Origin of the sequence: Megasphaera sp. SW808 (assembly GCF_012027795.1) — a bacterium.
Lineage (GTDB): Bacteria > Bacillota > Negativicutes > Veillonellales > Megasphaeraceae > Megasphaera > Megasphaera stantonii.
This window is the reverse complement of record NZ_SJOT01000016.1, coordinates 37355-55437: the sequence shown is the minus strand read 5'-3', so window position 1 is coordinate 55437 and position 18083 is coordinate 37355. Positions and strand designations below refer to the sequence as shown.

The window sequence follows — 18083 nt, the reverse complement described above, 5'->3', positions numbered from 1 at the left end:
GGGGATACGAAGCATAGTTTTTTTGAGAATGTTATTGTTAAAATGGGGATCAACAGCAGATTTCTTAGATAAATCTGGATGTACATTTCTATAAAATATAAAAGAAACTTGTAAATAGCGTTTTGTGGATATGTTTTTATTTTAATCATATGTAGAAATACCGAAAGGTGAATTTATCTATCGGAAAGGAGGCAGAGCGTATGGAAAATAATACCCCGACTTTAATTTGTGTCACAACTTCTGAGGAAGTGGTAACGGCTTGTCACACTGATTGCGGTCCTTTCTGGAGTGATGATTAAGTTGCTTATGTTTCGTGTGCAAGGAATGGAAGGTATAGCGTATCTTTCATTCCTTCATTTTATTTATGGAGAAATGTATGATTGACAGTGTACTTTTAAAGCTGGCTGTAACGGCAGAAAATATTTCTATATACTTGAAAAGATATCTTAGGCGTAAATATGTAAATAATTTTTTGGTAAAATATAACCTTCAAGATGGCAAAGCGACTAAAAAAAGCAATATTCATTATAATCCCTACGAGGGAACCAATGTAATGTTGATAGAACAGCTTATCCAAAGCGGAGAAATACAGCGCACAGACAAAATTCTGGATATTGGCTGCGGTGCAGGGATTTTTCTTCTCTACTTAGCGGATAGAGGATTTAAAAATCTGCAAGGAATTGAAATTGATAAAGGCTTGCTTGATGTATGCAGGAAAAATATTATTCGGTACCAAAATAAATCATCTATTTCTGGGCAAAGTATAGATGTTTTTCAGGGGGATGCCCTTACGATGGATATAGATGAGGACGTTGCCTGTTTTTATTTGTTCAATTCTTTTTACGATGAATGTACCTATTTGAAATGGCTGGAGCAAGTGAAGGCAAGCTTGCATAAAAAGAATCGTTCTATAAAAATCATCGTTCTGTTTCCTACTGTGGCTTCCATGGGGGCTTTAAGGCAGTGCAGCTGGCTTCGGGAAAAAACGAGGGTATTATGCAAGGCTCAGTTATGCCATAGATGTGTTTATTTTTTGATATACGAAAGCGTAGGATAAATATGCGGATTTTGCTTGTTTCTATCATTCACAGCTATAAATATGGCAATACAGGCGTTGATTATATTGCCAACTATATACGTCAAAGCTGCAAAACGGCGAGTGTAGATATTAAATATTACCATCACTTTGAAACGTGGGAAACGATCATAAATGATTTACATACCCATGACAGCTATGACATTTACGGATTTTCCATTTTTGAAACGAATTATGTGCTGTCTAAAAAAATAGCTGAATATTTAAAAAGAACACAATCATGTCTTGTTGTTTTTGGGGGACAGTTCGTTACTATGAATTATCGTGAAATTGTTTCCGATGCTCCTATGGTGGATTATTTTATTCTTGGTGATGGAGAAGCTCCGATGCTGAGAATTATCCATTCGTATGGAAATAAAACCATTCAAAATGATGAGAATATTGCAGCGATGCATGATATCGAAGATAAGAAGGCGAATGTTGAGCAAGACATAAACCGAAAGGCCAGCTTTGATTATTATACGCAGGATACTGCAGAAGCAAATATGCAAAAGACTCACTGCATGATGACTAAATCCAACGTATGTACCGGCGCATGTACTTTTTGTTGTTCACGAAAAGGGAGAGTGGTTTATAAAGAGCCGGAGCGAGTTGTTGAAGAAATTGCGTATTTAGCGACGACCTTTGGCGTAAAAAAATTTTTTATCTGTGACGATGATCTGTTTGACATTGATGGAGATGAAAACAGAGAGCGGCTCATGGTGATGTTTGAAAAAATAGATCGGCTGAATTTTAATTTGGCCTTTTCAGGATTTGCGAAACCAAAGGCGATTTGTAATCCCAGAAATTACGAAGTATTACAAAAAATGAATAAAATAGGATTTCATCATTTATTTTTAGGTATTGATGCCGGAAATGAATGGGATCGAAAGCTATATAACAAACGGGCTACCTTAGAAGAAGGTAAAAGGGCATTGCAAATTCTTGATGATATTGGAATTTCTCCTAGATACGGAATGATTTTTTTTAATCCGTATTCTACATTGGATTCTTTACGTAAGTCGTATCAATATTTAATAGAATTGCACTCGACAAACTACTATCATTACGGTGGACTTAGGGTTCAAGTATTGAATGGTACGAAGTTGAAAACCATGCTTCAGCAGGATCACTTATTAGATCGTGAGTATTCCTTTCTTAATACCCAGGCGTATCGTTTTAAAGATCCCTCCATACAGCCCATTGCTGATTTTATGGCCGATACATTTATACCAGCAGCCGACGCCGTTACGTATCAGTTCAACACGCTGAAAAGAAAATTTGAATTAGTAAGGCACATTAATAGAGCAGCAGAAAAATATGCTCCGTTAGTACATGAGTATGGAGAACGGGAATTTGAAGCAATTAAGAAATTTTTCTATTATCTATATGTTCAGCAGGATGTAATGTATTGCCAAAATCATATGAATGATTTCATTACGTCTATGAAAAGGAACGCAGAAGTTTATCAACCCATTATTCGAAAGTTAGACGAGATGTTTATTTCTACCCCTTTAAAGAAGTGAGGCGATAGGTCAAATGTATGAAATAAATCAAGACGTTATTTTTGTACCAGGAGCTGTTCATGGGGCAATTTATGATTTTAATTCTGGAAAGGTATATTCCGTAAATGATGCGGCCTGCAGCATTATTCATCGATACGTTGAAAATAAAGCTGTGCCGTCTGATGAAACCTACCTGACGGAATTGAAAAGATGCTTTTTGATATCTGAAAGTTTTATTCCCCGGAATTTTAGGTTACGTAAAGATAAGACAATTCAGTTAGAAATGGCTTGGATTGAAATAACGCAGCGATGTAATCTAAGGTGTATTCATTGCTATGAAGGAAATGTCCATGTTTCTTCTCAAAATTCGTTAAGCCTGACGCAGTGGAAAAAATGCATAGATCAATTAGCGGATTTGCATATCAAGCGATTAATTGTCATTGGCGGGGAGCCGTGCTGCCGTAAGGATTTAGTGGATATCCTTGAATACGCATCTCAGTATCCGATAGATATTACGTTATTTACAAATGCAACGGCGTTTTCAGATCGATTAATACATTGCGTAGTGAAACATAACCTTCGTGTGAAAATTTCCATGTATGGGCCGTCTGCTGAGATTCATGATAAAATTACCAATGTGAGAGGCAGCTTTAAGAAAACGACTGAAGCGGTGCAGGCGCTTGTTGCGCAAGGCGTTTCCGTTTCAGCGGCAGTTATCGTGATGAAGGAAAATGAAGCATATGTAGATGAAACGATGCAGTATGTTCGTGAATTGGGTATGAAATGCTCTCGATACGATATCATACGTAATGTACATGGAGGGACTCAAAAGCTCCATGCACCGACCAAAAAAAATGTAATACAAAAGGTTTATCTGACGAAGCCTAACTTTAAAGCAAATAAAGAACAGTTTTGTCATAATTATAGTAGGAATTCCTGTTGGTATGGCAAAATTACAATTATGGAAAACGGCGATGTCATTCCATGTGAATTTGAGAGAAACTATAGGTATGGCAATATATTACAAGACTCTTTAGAAGAGATTATCCATAATGAAAAGACGATGTCAAAGTGGTTCTTCGATTTTAGTACCGTTGAAGGCTGCAAAGATTGTGAATTCCGCTTTGCTTGCCACGACTGTCGTCCCCTGGGCCTTTCCGTTTGCGGCAATATGAATACTAAAAATCCCAGATGTTGTTACGATGTTTATCGCGGAGTATGGGATTTAGCTAGTCTGCAATAAGCGGATATTGCACTTTAATAGAATCAAGAAGTTTTTGCCATGTATGTTGGTATCATTTTAGGGGCTGCATGATGAACTTTTTTGATTATCGCTGGATGTTACGTATGGCGTGAGAAATTTGATTTGTGTCAGATAGGATATTGGGAACGGATATATGAGGCACAAGTACAAAGGTGTATACACGGGCTATAGAGGTATGCTTATAAATTTTTTCACAGCAGGAGAGAATCACTGGGAATTTATCGTTGGGAAAACAGGGTAAGACGAGGAATTTTGTCATGGAAAAGCATGTCATAAGGGAACGTTATGTATAATGACAGGCATCGGCAGTAAAGAATATTTTGTTTGATATAATATATTGCAAAATATAGCAGATATATAGGAGGAGCAGCAATGGAACAAAGTGACATGGCTATGTTGGTCGATTTGCTTCGCGACGACATGAAGCCGGCATTGGGCGTGACCGAGCCGGGGGCGATTGCGTTTGCGGCGGCTAAGGCGCGGGAGTTTGTCAAGGGGGAGGTAGCTCGGGTCGACGTCGTGCTGAATTCCGGCATGTATAAAAATGCGTTTACGTGCGGGATTCCCCATTCCGATGCTGTGGGGAACGCCTATGCCGCGGCATTGGGCGTCATGGCCGGCGACGCGGCGCTGGGATTGGAAGCGCTGGCGAAGGTCGACGACCAAGCGAATGAAGCGGCGAAAGGGCTCGTCGAAGGAGGAAAGGTATCTGTGCAGGTCGGAGAGATTACGCCGGATATTTACATCCGCGTAGAAGTGGCGACGGCGTCGGATTGCTGTGCCGTCACGATTTCCCATACGCATACGAATATCGTAAATATCGTCGTCAACGGCGACGTCGTATTTGAGAAAGACGACGAGGAGCAGCCGGGCCATGAAGACGCGGGCGGCGCGCCGATTCACGAATATACGCTGGCCGAATTGTATAACTTTATACAATCGGTGCCTATCGAAGAGATTTCCTTTATCCAGCAGGCCTACGACATGAACCTGGCCTTGTTCAGCGAAGGGCTGGGCCATGAGCGGACGACATTTCTCAAGGCATTGTGGGATATGAACGGCGGGCAGATGATTTCCGGCGACGAAGTGACGACGGCGCAGCTGCTGTGCGGCGGCGCTATCGAGGCCCGCGTCCTGGGGTTGGACAAGCCGGCCATGAGCATTACGGGATCAGGCGCACACGGAATTATCTGCACGATGCCTTTATACGCAGTCTGTCAGGCCCAGGGGATTTCTGCCGAGCGGCTGCTGCGGGCGACGGCGTTGAGCTATTTAATTACCATGTATATTAAGGAATATTCCGGCCGCTTGTCGGCGTTCTGCGGCTGCGCTATCGCTGCCGGCACGGGCATGGCCTGTGCCCTGGCCTGGCTGAAGGGCGGTGATTTGGCCGTCCTGCATCGCGTTATCGCTAATATGGCGGCCAGCATTACAGGAATGATCTGCGACGGCGGAAATCAGGGCTGCACGATGAAGGGCGTCACCGCCGTCGATACGGCGTTCCGCTCGGTACGCTTTGCCTTGTCGGGCGTCGGCGTCGACCCCGTTCACGGCGTATTGGGCCCGACGCCGGAGGATACGTTCCGCTACATGGGCTGTATTGCCTCGCCGGGTATGGTCGGTACGGAACAGACGATGATTGACATCCTAAAGGATAAATCGCAGAAGGGAAGTCGTATTTCCTAAGTAAAAAGCCGTCTCATCGGGAGCTGATGCTTCCTTTGAGACGGCTTGCTTACGTTTGCGAACCGGCAGGGAATTTATTTCTTAGCGTTGCGCTGGTTTTTGGCATCCTGGCTGACAAAGTTTTTGGTCGCCGGATCAAATTCCGGACCGTCGTAGGTTGTGCTGATCTGCACTTCGCCGGATACTACTTTTTGATGCAGGTTGTTTAATCTGTCGACGGCTTCGGCAGGAACGAAGGGAGCGATGGCTAAGCGGACGATATCCGGCTTTTCCAGGCCGATTTTCGTAATATCGTGGGTCAGGGCGCCGGCTTTGTAATCCTTTGCCGCGTTGAACAGGGCTTCGCTGGAGTCAGCGACGGCTGAGCCGACGAAAATAGGCGATTCTTTCGTCCAGTCGATGACGTTGCCGATTTCCAATACTTGTCCATTGGTCTTGGCGATGACCTGGTTGACGGCGCTGCGCCCGCTGTTGAGCATCGTATAGATGACGTCGACGCCTTCGCCGATCTGTGCTTCCGCCGCTTTAGCATTTACTTTCATATTGTCCAGATCGCCCGTAAAGGTCGAGTAGAACTGGGCGTGAGGATTAGCGTATTTTACGCCGTTGTAGAAGGCGGCCCGGGCTTGCAGTCCCGGTTTGGGCCAGGCGCCGGAAATGTGGCCGACTTTGCCGGTCTTTGTCATGTAGCCGGCCAGCGCGCCGGCTAAGAAGGCTGACTGCTCCTGATTGACGACGTAGCTGCTGATATTGTCGCCTTTTACATTGCCCTGAATGACGACGAACTGGATTTGCGGATAGTCCTTGCTGATGGTGGAAACAGGGCCGTTCATCTGCCCGCCGTGGCCGATAATCAGCTTTGGCTGTTCCTGGGCTAATTTCTGCAGTTCTGCTGTCAGGACGGCGGCGTCGGACGTAGCAGATACGTCGGATACGCATTTCACATTCGCCGTGACGTCCTTGGCAATGCGTTCGTAGCCGCGGTAGCCCGCTTCCATGAAGCCATTGTCGTGGGCCTTGCCGGGCAGGAGCACCGTAATTTCCGGAGCCGCTGCCGCTTCAGGGCTGGCCGTTTCGACGACGGCTCCCTGGGCAAAGGCGGGGAAGCAGGCTGCGCATGCTAACAGAAGTACGGATTTTTTCAATGATACTTTCATAGGAACACCTCTTTGTCGTAGTATTGATGAGTCCGCAGCAGAAGGATACTTGCTGCCGGACGAATTGCTGTAGCTTGCCTCATTATTGGATTTCAATGCCGCCGTCCTTGTAGCGCTGCAGGTCGTCTGCCCCGATATCGCTGTCCATGATAATGACAGGCGTCTGCGCCAGGGGAAAGACCTGCTTTTTGGCCAGGCGGTCCAGCTTGGTAGAATCCATGACGGCGTAGGTTTTCCAGGCATTGCGGGCCATGGCCTGCATGATGGGGATTTCGCGGAAGCGAAAATCTGTCAGGCCGGACTGCACGTCCAGCGAATTGACGGCTAGAAAGCAGATATCGGGGAAATACGTTTCCGCTTCACGAAGGCAGCGGCTTCCCCAGGTGGACTGCTCCGCCCCGTCCCAGTCGCCGCCGAGAAGGTGGATGCGGCACTTCGGATTGGCTGCGGCGGCCTCGGCTGCAGCGATGTTGTTGGTCACGATGGAACACGTAAGGTCGGCCTGGGCGATTTCTTCCGCTAAAATCGTCGTCGTCGTGCCGGAATTGAGCATGACCAGGTCGTTGGGCTGAATGAGCTGCACGGCCTTGCGGGCGGCTTCCCGCTTGAGCTCGTTGTGTATGACCTTGCGGCCATTGAAATGGGCGAATTGATGGGACTCGTGGACGGCTTTCGCGCCGCCGCGTATGTATTGAACCAAGCCGGCCCGGTCTAAGGCTTTCAGGTCGCGCCGCACCGTATCGATCGATACGTTCAGCTGCTGGGACAAATCTTCCAGCTTGACGACGGAGGCGCGGCTCAGTTCCTGCAAAATGATATGCTTGCGTTCTTCCTGAATCATGAATGCTGCTCCTTTACGTTTGCTCTGTCATAGTTTATTGTATATCAAATCCGTTTGCGGCGACAAGGATAGTTTTGTAAAATCCTGTTGCGAGAATCTCACAAAATATGCCGTAATTTACATATATTTTGCCATTTGTTTGCGGAATTTAGAAAAAAATGTCATAATATAGGTATATAAATGGAATTGTCCGAAACAATTACGGCAGATAGTGGTAAATGGAAAGGGGCAGACGCATGAAGTGGGAAGGAATTATTTTCGATTGGGCCGGTACGACTGTCGATTTCGGATCGATGACGCCGGTCATTGTCTTTCGGGAAATTTTTGCTAAACGGGGCATTGCCGTGACAAATGAGGAAATCCGTCGGCCGATGGGCATGCTGAAGTGGAATCATATCCAGGCGATGCTGGATATGCCGCGGATCCGCGGTGAATGGCGGCGGCGGTTCCGCAGCGAGCCGCAGGACTGGGACGTCGATACGTTATACGACGATTTTGAGCCGATGCTGCTTTCCCTGCTGGCCCGGGGGACGGAGGTCAAGCCGTATGTGGCCGACACGATTGCCGAGCTGCGCTGCTGGGGCTATCAAATCGGCAGTACGACGGGCTATACGAATATCATGATGAAATCCGTCGTCAAGGCCGCCGCTGCACAGGGCTATGAAGCGGATTTCTGGATTACGCCGGACAGTGTATCCGGTTTCGGCCGGCCTTATCCGTATATGATTTTCCGCAATATGGAGCATTTCAAATGGCAGCAGACGAGCCGGGTTTTGAAAGTTGGAGACACGGTGACGGATATTTTGGAAGGAAAGCATGCCGGCGTCAAGACGGCGGGTATCCTTGTCGGCAGTTCTGTCATGGGGCTGAGCCGGGAAGAGTACGACAGCCTGACGGAAGACGAACGGCAGACGGCCTGCGAGCAGGCGCGCGCCGTATATGAAGAAGCCGGCGCAGACTATGTGCTTCATGATATACGGGACATATTAAGCATAGCGGAATAAGGGAAAGGAAGCGGCTAAATGGCGGACAGGGCGTCGTTTAGCCGCGTTTTTGTTTTTTTTTGCCGCCGCTGGGACTTGAAAGGCTGAGGCGCCTATTGTTACAATGTATATAAGAAGGTATAATGAGAAGCGTTGCTTTTAGATTAGGAGGAAACTATATGCATATTGCGCAATACACGAAAGCGCAGACCTTGGCTGAGGCTTGGGAGCTCCATCAGAAAAAGGGCTCCGTCGTCCTCGGAGGCTGCTGCTGGCTGCGCTTGTCGCCGCAGCGCATCATACGGCAGGCCGTCGATATATCGGCCCTGCCGCTGTATGATATAGAAGAAGGGGAGAAGGAATTCCGCATCGGAGCCATGGTTTCGCTGCGGGACCTGGAACTTTGCCCGTCTTTCGCCGCCTATACGCAGGGCGCTTCCAAGGAAGCGCTGCGCCATATCGTAGGCGTGCAGTTCCGCAATTTGGCTACCGTCGGCGGCAGCGTGTGCGGCCGCTTCGGCTTTTCCGACGTGCTGACGCTGCTGCTGGCCTTAGACGCCAGTGTCGTCTTGTACAAGGGCGGCGAGATCAAACTGGCCGATTTTGCCGAAACAGGGCCGGGGAGCGATATCCTGACGCATATCGTCGTGCCTAAGGCAGACCGGTGTACAGTCTATGCGTCGCTGCGGCTCAACGCGACAGATTTTCCCGTCCTTGCTTGCGCCGTTTCCTGTACGGCCGACGAAGTACGCTGTGCCGTTGGCGCCCGTCCGGCCAGAGCACAGGTTCTTTGTACGTCGCGGGAAGAGGTGGAACGAGCCGGCGCAGACGAAACGGTGCGGCAATGGGCCGACGCGCTGACCTACCAGTCCAATACGCGCGGTTCGGCAGAGTACCGCCGCGATATGGCGGAGGTCTTGTGCCGCCGGCTGTTGAAGCAGGTCTTGGAGGAGAGTAAATGATGAACATAACCTATTGGCTTAACGGAATAAAACAAAGCGATGAAATCGAAGCCGGTGTGATGCTCCTCGATTTCCTGCGCTCCAAAGGCTGCTACAGCGTGAAATGCGGCTGCGAGACGACGAACTGCGGCCTGTGTACGGTGTGGATCGACGAAAAGCCCGTCTTGTCCTGCGCTGTCCTTGCCGCCCGCATCGACGGCAAACGGGTGACAACGCTGGAAGGGCTGCAGGAGGAAGCGACGGAGTTCGCCATGTACATGGGACGCGAAGGCGCCGACCAGTGCGGCTTCTGCAATCCCGGCTTCGTCATGAACGTCTTGGCCATGGCCCGCGAGCTGGAAGGGCCGACGGAAGAGGACATCAAGGAATACCTGGCCGGCAATTTGTGCCGCTGCACGGGATACGTCGGCCACATGCGGGCGATACGCGATTATTTGCAGGCTAAGGGAAAGGCGGTGCAGGAATGAAAGCAGTCAATCAGCCCATTATGAAGAAAGACGCCGTCAGCCTGATTACGGGCCAGCCGGTGTATACGGAGGATATTGCGCCGAAGGACTGCCTAGTCGTCAAGGCCCTGCGCAGTCCCCATGCCCACGCCTGGGTCAGGTCGGTGCAGACCGACGCGGCAAGAAGGGTGCCGGGAATCGTCTGCATCGTCACGGCCGACGACGTGCCTCATACGAGGTTTACCATTGCCGGCCAGACTTATCCCGAATTGAGCCCTTACGATAAGCTCATCTTGGATAAGCACATCCGCTATGTCGGGGACCCGGTGGCCCTCGTCGCCGGTACGACGGAAGAGGCCGTAGTCAAGGCGCTGCGGATCATCCGCGTTGAATACGACGTGTTAGAGCCGCTTCTCGATTTCACGAAAGCGAAGGATAACTCCATCGTCGTCCATCCGGAAGAGGACTGGAATCCCGTCGTCGACGTCGGCGGCGACAACAAGCGCAATCTCGTGGCCCGGTCTGAAGAAGACTGGGGCGACGTCGAAGGAACGCTGGCTTCGTCGGACATCGTCATCGATCGGACGTACCACACCAAGCAGGTGCAGCAGTCTATGATGGAAACCTTCCGGGCCTATTCGTATAAGGATATGTACGGACGCCTGACGATCGTCAGCTCGACGCAGGTTCCCTTCCACGTGCGGCGCATCGTCGCGACGGCCCTGGAAATTCCTAAATCGCAGGTCCGGGTCATCAAGCCGCGCATCGGCGGCGGCTTCGGCGCGAAGCAAACCGCCGTCATGGAAGTATATCCGGCTTTCATTACTCATATTACGGGCAAGCCGGCTATGATGATTTACAGCCGCGAAGAATCGATGACCGTATCGTCGCCGCGCCATGAGGCGGCCGTCCACGTCAAGGTCGGCGCGTCTAAGGACGGGCGCATCCGCGTCATTTCCGTCGAATCGCTGTGGAATGCCGGTGCGTACGGAGACCACAGCCCGACGACGGTTACCCTTTCGGGTCATAAATCCATTCCGTTATATAATCAATTTGAAGCCTTCCGCTTTGCCTATGAAGCGGTGTATACCAATACGATTGCCGCCGGCGCATACCGGGGCTACGGCGCGACGCAGGGCATCTTCGCCCTCGAATCGGCCGTCAACGAACTGGCGGCGGCCCTGCAGATGGACCCCGTGGAGCTGCGGCTGAAAAACATGGTCCGCCAGGGCGAAAAGATGCCGGCTTACTTTAATGAAACGGCCCTGAGCTGTACGCTGGACCAGTGTCTGCTCCGCGTAAAGGCTATGATCGGCTGGGATGAAAAATATCCGAGAAAGGTCCTGCCGAACGGCCATATCCGCAGCGTCGGCCTGTCGCTGGCTATGCAGGGATCAAGCATTTCCAACGTCGACGTGGCTTCCGTTACGATCAAGGTCAACGATGACGGCTTTTATTCCCTCAATATCGGCGCGACGGACATGGGGACGGGGTGCGACACCATATTGGCCCAGATTGCCGCCGAGTGCCTGCAATGTCCTGTCGACAACATCGTCACGTACGGCGTCGACACGGATACGTCGCCTTACGACAGCGGTTCTTATGCGTCGTCTACGACGTACCTGACCGGCAAGGCCGTGGAAAAGACCTGCCAGACCTTGATTCGGCGCATGAAGGAACGGGCGGCCTTAGTATTGCATCCGGCTGCTATAGAGGATCTGGATTTTACAGGCGAAGAGATTATCGACGTCGTTTCGGGCAAGGCCGTTACTATCAAGGATTTGGGCAACGGCGCCATGTGCGGCAATGAAATCGCCTTGGAAGCGACGGAATCTCATTATTCGCCGACGTCGCCGCCGCCGTATATGGCCGGAGCCGCTGAAATCGACTTAGACCCTGAGACTGGCCATATTGAGCTCGTCGACTTTGCTGCCGTCGTGGACTGCGGCACCGTCATCAATCCGGCCCTAGCCCGCGTTCAGGTCGAGGGCGGTCTGGTTCAGGGCATCGGCATGGCCCTCATGGAAGACGTGACGATTACCGATAAGGGACGTATTCAGCAGAATTCGTTTATGCAGTACCGCATTCCCAGCCGTATGGATTTGGGAAGCATCCGCGTAGAATTTGCGCCCAGCTACGAGCCTAACGGCCCCTTCGGTGCGAAATCCATCGGCGAAATCGTCATCAACACGCCGTCTCCGGCTATTGCCGACGCCGTATACAATGCCGTCGGCGTCCGCTTTACGGACCTTCCCATTACGGCGGAAAAGGTCTATATGGCTTTGAAGCATAAGCAATAAAGTAATACGAGCATAAAAAGACACGACCTGTCGGTATGAAAGTGCTGACAGGTCGTGTTTTGCTGTATTTTTGTATATTATTTTGTTTGTCCTTCCGGCAGGATGCGGGCCAAGACGATGTGGTACCGTTCTCCGTACTGCTTCATCGCCTCGGAAATATGCTTCCGTATGGCGCGGATGTGCTTTTTCGTGTATTCCTGCGGCGGGATATGGAGGTCGCAGATGATGTTGAGGCGGACCTTTCCCGACGTGATGCGGAGGTTGTCTGTATGGTACTGGGGGTATTCCTTTTGGATGAACGTGTCCAGCAAATGGCGGGTTTGCGTGATGACTTGCTGGTCCGTGCATAAGGGGTCCATGTGAATGCTGAACTCGATTTGGAATTTTTCCTGGATTTCGTCCTCCAGCACGTCTAAGGCCGCGTGAACTTCGACTAAGTCTGCCGTGTCGGGAATTTCGGCGTGCAGGGAGCCGAACATGCGGCCCGGGCCGTAGTCGTGAATCTTGATGTCGTGGACGCCGACGACGTAATCGCACTGCAGGGCCATCTGGACGATCTGCTTTACGAGTTGTTCGTCAGGAGCCTGGCCGAGGAGAATGTTGACGACTTCTCTTACGATGCCGTATCCGGCGTAGATGATCATGAGGCCGATGAGCGTTCCGGCGGCGGCGTCGACGGGCAGGGACGTAAATTGCTGGGCAATCGTCGCGACCAGGACGCCTGTCGTGGCGATGGCATCGTTGATGCTGTCGGCCGCCGTAGCTTCATTGACGCCGGAGTTGATTTTTTTGCCGATGTAGCGGTTATAGCAGTACATCCAGCCCTTTACGGCGATGGACAAGACGAGGACGCCGATGCTCCAGTAGGAAATTTCCATCGGCTCCGGCGCGAAGAACTTGGCAATCGACGTTTCGCACAGCTTGTAGCCGACGACGAGGATAATCATGCCGATGGTCAGAGACGCTAAGTATTCGAACCGGCCATGGCCGAAGGGATGGTCCTTATCGGGCGGGCGGTTGCTCAGCTTAGCGCTGATAATCGAAATGGCCGACGACCCCATGTCCGTAAGGTTGTTGAAGGCGTCGGATAAGATGGCGATGCTGTTGGACATCATGCCGACGGCAAATTTGCTGGCAAATAAAAAGAGATTGCAGATGATGCCCAGGAGGCCGCCGAGAATGCTGTATTTTTCCCGAACCTTTTTATCTGCCGTATTTTCGTAATCTTTTATGCAGAGGCGTATGATTGGCTCTATCATATCAAGTCACCTTTCTTCAAACGTTTACGTACTATTGTAACAAATTCTGCAAAAGAAACAAGGGGAAACGAGAAAGAATTTGAGAATGGACGGCATAGCTTCCAGGTATAAACGGTGAAGACTTGAAATGGTAAAACTGTTTTCATATAATAGTATACATCGCATAAAAGAAAGGGGAATGCCTATGCATATACCGAAATTATTTATCTTCGACATGGATGGAACGATGTTTGACACCGAGCAGATTTCTTATATATGCTGGCGGGACGTTTGTCGGGAGTACGGGTACGATTTGCCGGAAGACCTGTTCCGCAGCGTCATCGGCATGGACAACCGGCGCATCGCCGCTGTATTCGGACGATATTTCGGGCCGGAGTTTCCCTACGAGCCGATTCGCGAGAAAAAAGTATCCGATCAGCTGCAGTACTACAGAGAACACGTTATCCCTGTTAAAACGGGCTTGCGTGATATACTGGACTATGCAAAAGGGCAGGGCAGCCGCTGCGCCGTCGCGTCGTCGTCGCCGGAATCGCAGATTTGCTTTCTGCTGGAAAAGGCCGGCGTCGCATCGTATTTTTCCGTCATTCAGAGCGGCGAAGACGTGGCGCACGGCAAGCCGGCTCCGGATATCTTTTTGGAAGCCTGCCGCCGGGCCGGCGCAGAGCCGGAGCAGGCCCTCGTGCTGGAAGATTCGAGAAACGGCTTGCTGGCCGCCCATGCAGCTCATATTCCGTCGGTCTTTATTCCCGACATCGCTCCCGTGTCCGGCGACATCGCGGCTCTGGCCTGGAAACGCTGCCGGACTCTGGCCGATGTGCCGGCCCTGCTGGAAGCGGAAGAAAAGGCGGTGGAGAGAGAATGACGCAGCGAAAGAAAATGATGGCCTTCCTGACAGTCTTTTTAGGTATGCTGGCGGCTATTGCTCCGTTATCGACGGATATGTATCTGCCGGCCCTTCCGTTCATGATGGAGGATTTCTCCGTCACGCCGTCTATGATCCAGCTGACGCTGACGGCTTCCATGGCCGGCATGGCGGCCGGACAGATTATCGCCGGACCGGCCAGCGACGATATGGGGCGGCGCAAGCCCCTCGTCATCGGTATGGCCGTATTTACGCTGTCTACGATAGGCTGCATTTTTTCTTCGTCTATTTATCCCTTTTTAGCCTTTCGCTTTGTACAGGGCTTTTCCGGAGGGGCCGGCATCGTCATTGCCAGGGCGATTGCCCGCGACGTATGCAAGGGGCCGGCCCTGACGCGGTTTTTCTCCATGCTCATGCTGGTCAACGGGCTGGCGCCTATTTTAGCGCCCGTTATCGGCGGTCAGATCCTGCGGTTTTCGGCCTGGCAGGGAGTGTTTGTCCTGCTGGCCTTCATCGGAGCCGCTTTAACGGCCGGCGCTTTTGCAATGGGAGAAACCCTGCCGGCGCGGCGGCGGGCTGCCGGCGGCGTTCTGTCCAGTCTGAAAGGCTTTGGCGGATTGTTTCGCCAGTCCTATTTTATGGGCCACTGCTTGATGCAGTGTTTTGCCTTCGCCGCCTTTTTCGCCTACATATCGGGGTCGTCCTTCGTGTTTCAAAATGTATACCACGTGTCGCCCCAGGGATTCAGCCTCATCTTCGGCACGAACGGCATCGGTCTCATGCTGAGCGGCGCGCTGACGGGCCGCCTGGCCGGCACGGTAGCCGACTGGAAAACGCTGCGGGCGTCGCTGTGGATTGCTGTCGTCGGCAGCGCCGTATTGTTGGCGTCTTTCTTCGTGCAGGCGCCGCTGCCCGTCATCGTCGTCGTCCTCTTCATCACCGTGTCGACCCTGTCGGCTCTGGGGACGAGCAGCTTTTCCCTAGCGATGCAGTCCCAGGGGCGCAACGCCGGCAGCGCGTCGGCTCTCATCGGCTTCTTCTCCATGATATCGGGAGCCGTCATGGCCCCGGTCGTCGGCATTGCCGGCAGCTATACGGCCATTCCCATGGGCGTCGTCATGGTCGTGGGAGAACTGGGGGCATTGCTGTCGTTTTACGGGCTGATTTATCCAGCTCATAAGAATGGATAATGAAGTGATACAAGAAATATGAAAGCATTGCAGTGTAACAAAAGCTGCCGTCTGAAGAAACCATAGATTTTCTTTAGCGGCAGCTTTTTATAATGATGCAGTGAAATTGTATTATATATTCCGCGAAGCGAGGACTTCCAGCGGTTCGTCGGGCCGTGTGAAGGCGATGTCCGGCTGCTGGTCCAGGTAATCCAAGGCGTAGCCTAGGCAGGCTGCTGTTCCATAGATCAAGCCGTCTTCGTCGAGGTCGAATTCCGGCGTATGGTGGTTGGCGCCGCAGCCTTTTTCGGCATTGGCGATGCCCGTAAAGGTTAGGACGCCGGGGTAGAGGCGGGCTGTGATGGCGAAGGTTTCCGAGGCCATCCAGGGCGTGCAGCCGGTCAGGGCGTCGGGGCCGATATAGGAGGTGACGGCTTGTTCGGCGAGTTTTACGCAGACCGGATTATTCTGTACCTCGAATAAGGGCTTGGGCATGTGCAGGATATCGTAGGTGCAGCCGTAGGTGCGGCAGGCGTTATCCAGAATGTGCAGGAATTCTTCGTAAAACCGTTTGCCTGCCTGGTCGTAGCTGAAGAAACGGCACGTGCCGGAAAAGGTCAGGTCGTTGGGAATGACGTTGAGGGCGCTGCCGCTGTGGAGAGAGCCGATGGATACGGTGAGCCCGCTCAGGGGCGGCACGACGCGCATGCGCAGGGCCTGCAGATCGCTGTAAAAGGCGTGGAAGCAGTCGATGGGGCTTTGGGCCAAATCGGGACGGGAACCGTGGCCGCCGCGGCCGTTGATCCTGATTTCGAAACCGAAGCCTCCGGCCATGGGCGCGTCATGGCAGACGGCGATTTTTCCTGTCGGAATATCCCAGCGCACGTGAGTGGCATAGCAGGCGTCGATGTGCCAGCCGCTCTCTTTTTCTATATGTTGAAGAAGATAGGCTAAGGGCCCCGATTCTTCTTCGCCCTGCTCGAACATGAGGACGATCTTGCCGTTCCAGCGGTCCTTCCACTGGTTCAGCAGTTTTGCGGCGACGAGCTGCATGGCGATATGACCGTCGTGGCCGCAGGCGTGCATGACGCCGGGCCTGTGAGACCGGCAGCTGCGCTGCTGAGACAGGTTGCAGTCGCTTTCCTCAATGGGCAGGGCGTCGATATCGGCGCGCAGGAGCAGGGTCTTTCCCGGCTTTTGGCCGTCTATCCAGCCGAGGATGCCGCCGTGCTCTACATGACGGCTGGCGATGCCGTATTCGGTAAGCTTTTCCTGAATATAGGCCATCGTCTGCGTTTCCTGACGGGACAGCTCGGGATGTTCGTGGCAGCGGCGGCGGATGGCTGTCAGTTCTGCCGCTTCTTGCTGCACTGCTTGTAATATATGAGGCATGGTCAACACTCCTTTTGTTTATTCTTCAATGCCGGCGCGGGCTGCTATTCCCTGATCGTAGGGATGTTTGCGCTTACGGATTTCAGATACGTAGTCGGCCAGGGCAAGCAGGCGCTCCGACGGGTCGCGGCCGGTCAGGACGATTTCCAGCGTATCGGGCCGGGTGCGGAGAAAGGAAAGCAATTCGTCTTCCGGGAACAGCCCCAGGCGGCACGCCGGCAGGGCTTCGTCCAGTACGAGCATGTCCGGCTGTTCCCGGCGGCATTGCTCGACGATTTCGTGGAACAGCGCTTGCTGCCGCCGTTTCGTATCTTCTAATTCGTCCGGCGTCATCTGAAAGGTGAATTTCGAAGGGCCTTCGCTGCGCATTACCGTGACGGCGTCCAGCTGCTGCAGGACAGCCAGCTCGCCCGTTTCTCTGGTTTTGAGAAACTGGGCGAATATGACGCGGCCTCCCCTGCCGACGCAGCGGATAGTCAGGCCGACGGCGGCCGTCGTCTTCCCCTTGCCGTCGCCGCAATATATATGAATCAATCCGGTGTCCATAACAGATCTCCTCGCATAGTAGTCAAGAATAAAATTTTTATAGTTTCCAGTATAGCATATTACGCTATTTTCTCATAGAAAAAAGCATAGCTGAAATTTGCAGGTAATTTTGACAAATAGAGAAAAGAATTCTATAATGTCTTAATTGCATTTTTACAGGAGGAGGCTTTATGGACGAAAACGAACTGCACGTTCTCTTAATGCTGGGCTTTTATCGCTCCAACAGGGAAATCGTGAAGCAAACGACGAACAGCGGGCTGATGCCGGGGCAGCCTAAGATTCTGGAATTTTTAAGCTCCAACGACGGCTGCAACCAAAAGGAAATCAGCCGGGGCTGCGTATTGGACAAATCGACAGTGACGAGCCTGCTGAAGCGCATGGAAAAGATAGGGCTCATCCGCAAGGAGTTTCATCAGGACGATTTGCGGTGCGCCCGCATTTATTTGACGGAAGCGGGAAAGGAAAAGGCCGCCTGGGTACGGTCGGTCATGCGGGATATCGACGGGCAGGGCTGGCAGGGCATATCCGACGAGGAACGCCGGTGCTTTATGGACGTGTTCCACAAGATTATCCGCAATCAGAAAAAATGGGATGAACGGTATTGAGGACTGCCTGCGCCGGATTCCGTTCTAAGCT

At 51.6% G+C, this 18083-nt stretch carries 16 protein-coding genes; 11 read left to right on the top strand and 5 right to left on the bottom strand.

The genetic code is table 11. The features are described from left to right. The first annotated feature begins 376 nt into the window (after positions 1–376). From E0L13_RS07290 to E0L13_RS07275, 4 genes are all read left to right on the top strand, one after another. Positions 377–1057, top strand: a complete 681-nt coding sequence (locus E0L13_RS07290) for a class I SAM-dependent methyltransferase (RefSeq protein WP_168061387.1) — start codon at positions 377–379, stop codon at positions 1055–1057. A 2-nt stretch (positions 1058–1059) separates the two neighbouring features. Beyond that, a complete protein-coding gene (locus tag E0L13_RS07285) occupies positions 1060–2601 on the top strand; it encodes a cobalamin-dependent protein (protein WP_168061385.1) in 1542 nt (513 codons plus the stop codon). A 13-nt stretch (positions 2602–2614) separates the two neighbouring features. Then, positions 2615–3823: a radical SAM protein gene (locus tag E0L13_RS07280; RefSeq protein ID WP_168061383.1), complete on the top strand. Its 1209-nt coding sequence runs from the start codon at positions 2615–2617 to the stop codon at positions 3821–3823. A gap of 393 nt (positions 3824–4216) precedes the next feature. Then, a complete protein-coding gene (locus E0L13_RS07275; RefSeq protein ID WP_206081571.1) occupies positions 4217–5530 on the top strand; it encodes an L-serine ammonia-lyase, iron-sulfur-dependent, subunit alpha in 1314 nt (437 codons plus the stop codon). A 74-nt stretch (positions 5531–5604) separates the two neighbouring features. Here E0L13_RS07275 and E0L13_RS07270 read toward each other — a convergent pair whose 3' ends face one another. Both E0L13_RS07270 and E0L13_RS07265 read right to left on the bottom strand, forming a co-directional pair. Next, positions 5605–6687, bottom strand: coding sequence for a BMP family protein (locus E0L13_RS07270; protein WP_168061381.1), 1083 nt, complete (start codon positions 6685–6687; stop codon positions 5605–5607). 82 nt (positions 6688–6769) lie between these two features. Further along, positions 6770–7528, bottom strand: a complete 759-nt coding sequence (locus E0L13_RS07265; protein WP_168061379.1) for a DeoR/GlpR family DNA-binding transcription regulator — start codon at positions 7526–7528, stop codon at positions 6770–6772. Positions 7529–7764: 236 nt separating this feature from the next. Between E0L13_RS07265 and phnX the strand changes: the two genes are divergently transcribed. The 4 genes from phnX to E0L13_RS07245 all read left to right on the top strand — a co-directional run bounded on the left by phnX (position 7765) and on the right by E0L13_RS07245 (position 12219). Next, on the top strand, positions 7765–8532 hold the full coding sequence (phnX, locus tag E0L13_RS07260; RefSeq protein ID WP_168061377.1) for a phosphonoacetaldehyde hydrolase: 768 nt from the start codon (positions 7765–7767) through the stop codon (positions 8530–8532). A gap of 158 nt (positions 8533–8690) precedes the next feature. Then, on the top strand, positions 8691–9473 hold the full coding sequence (locus E0L13_RS07255) for an FAD binding domain-containing protein (protein WP_168061375.1): 783 nt from the start codon (positions 8691–8693) through the stop codon (positions 9471–9473). After that, positions 9473–9940, top strand: a complete 468-nt coding sequence (locus tag E0L13_RS07250) for a 2Fe-2S iron-sulfur cluster-binding protein (RefSeq protein ID WP_095629618.1) — start codon at positions 9473–9475, stop codon at positions 9938–9940. Before E0L13_RS07255 ends, E0L13_RS07250 begins: the two co-directional genes overlap by 1 nt. Then, entirely contained in the window at positions 9937–12219 is a 2283-nt protein-coding gene (locus E0L13_RS07245) for a molybdopterin cofactor-binding domain-containing protein (RefSeq protein WP_168061373.1), read from the top strand. Before E0L13_RS07250 ends, E0L13_RS07245 begins: the two co-directional genes overlap by 4 nt. Before the next feature lie 77 nt (positions 12220–12296). Here E0L13_RS07245 and E0L13_RS07240 read toward each other — a convergent pair whose 3' ends face one another. After that, complete coding sequence (locus E0L13_RS07240; RefSeq protein WP_168061371.1) at positions 12297–13478, bottom strand: cation diffusion facilitator family transporter; 1182 nt, start codon at positions 13476–13478, stop codon at positions 12297–12299. Between the two features lie 184 nt (positions 13479–13662). Here E0L13_RS07240 and E0L13_RS07235 point away from each other — a divergent pair, with 184 nt between their 5' ends. Next, entirely contained in the window at positions 13663–14340 is a 678-nt protein-coding gene (locus tag E0L13_RS07235) for an HAD family phosphatase (protein WP_168061369.1), read from the top strand. After that, entirely contained in the window at positions 14337–15530 is a 1194-nt protein-coding gene (locus E0L13_RS07230) for a multidrug effflux MFS transporter (protein ID WP_168061367.1), read from the top strand. The genes E0L13_RS07235 and E0L13_RS07230 overlap by 4 nt, the downstream gene beginning before the upstream one ends. Positions 15531–15641: 111 nt before the next feature. On the opposite strand, the gene E0L13_RS07225 is transcribed toward E0L13_RS07230, so the two are convergent. Together E0L13_RS07225 and E0L13_RS07220 are read right to left on the bottom strand one after the other, a co-directional pair. Next, the gene (locus tag E0L13_RS07225) at positions 15642–16901 is read right to left on the bottom strand and encodes an amidohydrolase (protein ID WP_168061365.1); all 1260 of its coding nucleotides are present in this window, start codon (positions 16899–16901) and stop codon (positions 15642–15644) included. An 18-nt stretch (positions 16902–16919) separates the two neighbouring features. After that, positions 16920–17447: a cob(I)yrinic acid a,c-diamide adenosyltransferase gene (locus tag E0L13_RS07220; protein ID WP_168061363.1), complete on the bottom strand. Its 528-nt coding sequence runs from the start codon at positions 17445–17447 to the stop codon at positions 16920–16922. A 170-nt stretch (positions 17448–17617) separates the two neighbouring features. On the opposite strand from E0L13_RS07220, the gene E0L13_RS07215 reads away from it, so the two are divergent. Further along, complete coding sequence (locus E0L13_RS07215; protein WP_168061361.1) at positions 17618–18052, top strand: MarR family transcriptional regulator; 435 nt, start codon at positions 17618–17620, stop codon at positions 18050–18052. Positions 18053–18083: the final 31 nt, after the last annotated feature.

Excerpts from the sequence above, each read along its gene's own strand:
- E0L13_RS07215 (WP_168061361.1), top strand. The coding sequence starts at position 17,618 with ATGGACGAAAACGAACTGCACGTTCTCTTAATGCTGGGCTTTTATCGC.
- E0L13_RS07255 (WP_168061375.1), top strand. The coding sequence starts at position 8,691 with ATGCATATTGCGCAATACACGAAAGCGCAGACCTTGGCTGAGGCTTGG.
- E0L13_RS07275 (WP_206081571.1), top strand. The coding sequence starts at position 4,217 with ATGGAACAAAGTGACATGGCTATGTTGGTCGATTTGCTTCGCGACGAC.
- E0L13_RS07250 (WP_095629618.1), top strand. The coding sequence starts at position 9,473 with ATGAACATAACCTATTGGCTTAACGGAATAAAACAAAGCGATGAAATC.
- E0L13_RS07270 (WP_168061381.1), bottom strand. The coding sequence starts at position 6,687 with ATGAAAGTATCATTGAAAAAATCCGTACTTCTGTTAGCATGCGCAGCC.
- phnX (WP_168061377.1), top strand. The coding sequence starts at position 7,765 with ATGAAGTGGGAAGGAATTATTTTCGATTGGGCCGGTACGACTGTCGAT.
- E0L13_RS07290 (WP_168061387.1), top strand. The coding sequence starts at position 377 with ATGATTGACAGTGTACTTTTAAAGCTGGCTGTAACGGCAGAAAATATT.
- E0L13_RS07220 (WP_168061363.1), bottom strand. The coding sequence starts at position 17,447 with ATGGACACCGGATTGATTCATATATATTGCGGCGACGGCAAGGGGAAG.
- E0L13_RS07230 (WP_168061367.1), top strand. The coding sequence starts at position 14,337 with ATGACGCAGCGAAAGAAAATGATGGCCTTCCTGACAGTCTTTTTAGGT.
- E0L13_RS07280 (WP_168061383.1), top strand. The coding sequence starts at position 2,615 with ATGTATGAAATAAATCAAGACGTTATTTTTGTACCAGGAGCTGTTCAT.
- E0L13_RS07265 (WP_168061379.1), bottom strand. The coding sequence starts at position 7,528 with ATGATTCAGGAAGAACGCAAGCATATCATTTTGCAGGAACTGAGCCGC.
- E0L13_RS07225 (WP_168061365.1), bottom strand. The coding sequence starts at position 16,901 with ATGCCTCATATATTACAAGCAGTGCAGCAAGAAGCGGCAGAACTGACA.
- E0L13_RS07285 (WP_168061385.1), top strand. The coding sequence starts at position 1,060 with ATGCGGATTTTGCTTGTTTCTATCATTCACAGCTATAAATATGGCAAT.
- E0L13_RS07245 (WP_168061373.1), top strand. The coding sequence starts at position 9,937 with ATGAAAGCAGTCAATCAGCCCATTATGAAGAAAGACGCCGTCAGCCTG.
- E0L13_RS07235 (WP_168061369.1), top strand. The coding sequence starts at position 13,663 with ATGCATATACCGAAATTATTTATCTTCGACATGGATGGAACGATGTTT.
- E0L13_RS07240 (WP_168061371.1), bottom strand. The coding sequence starts at position 13,478 with ATGATAGAGCCAATCATACGCCTCTGCATAAAAGATTACGAAAATACG.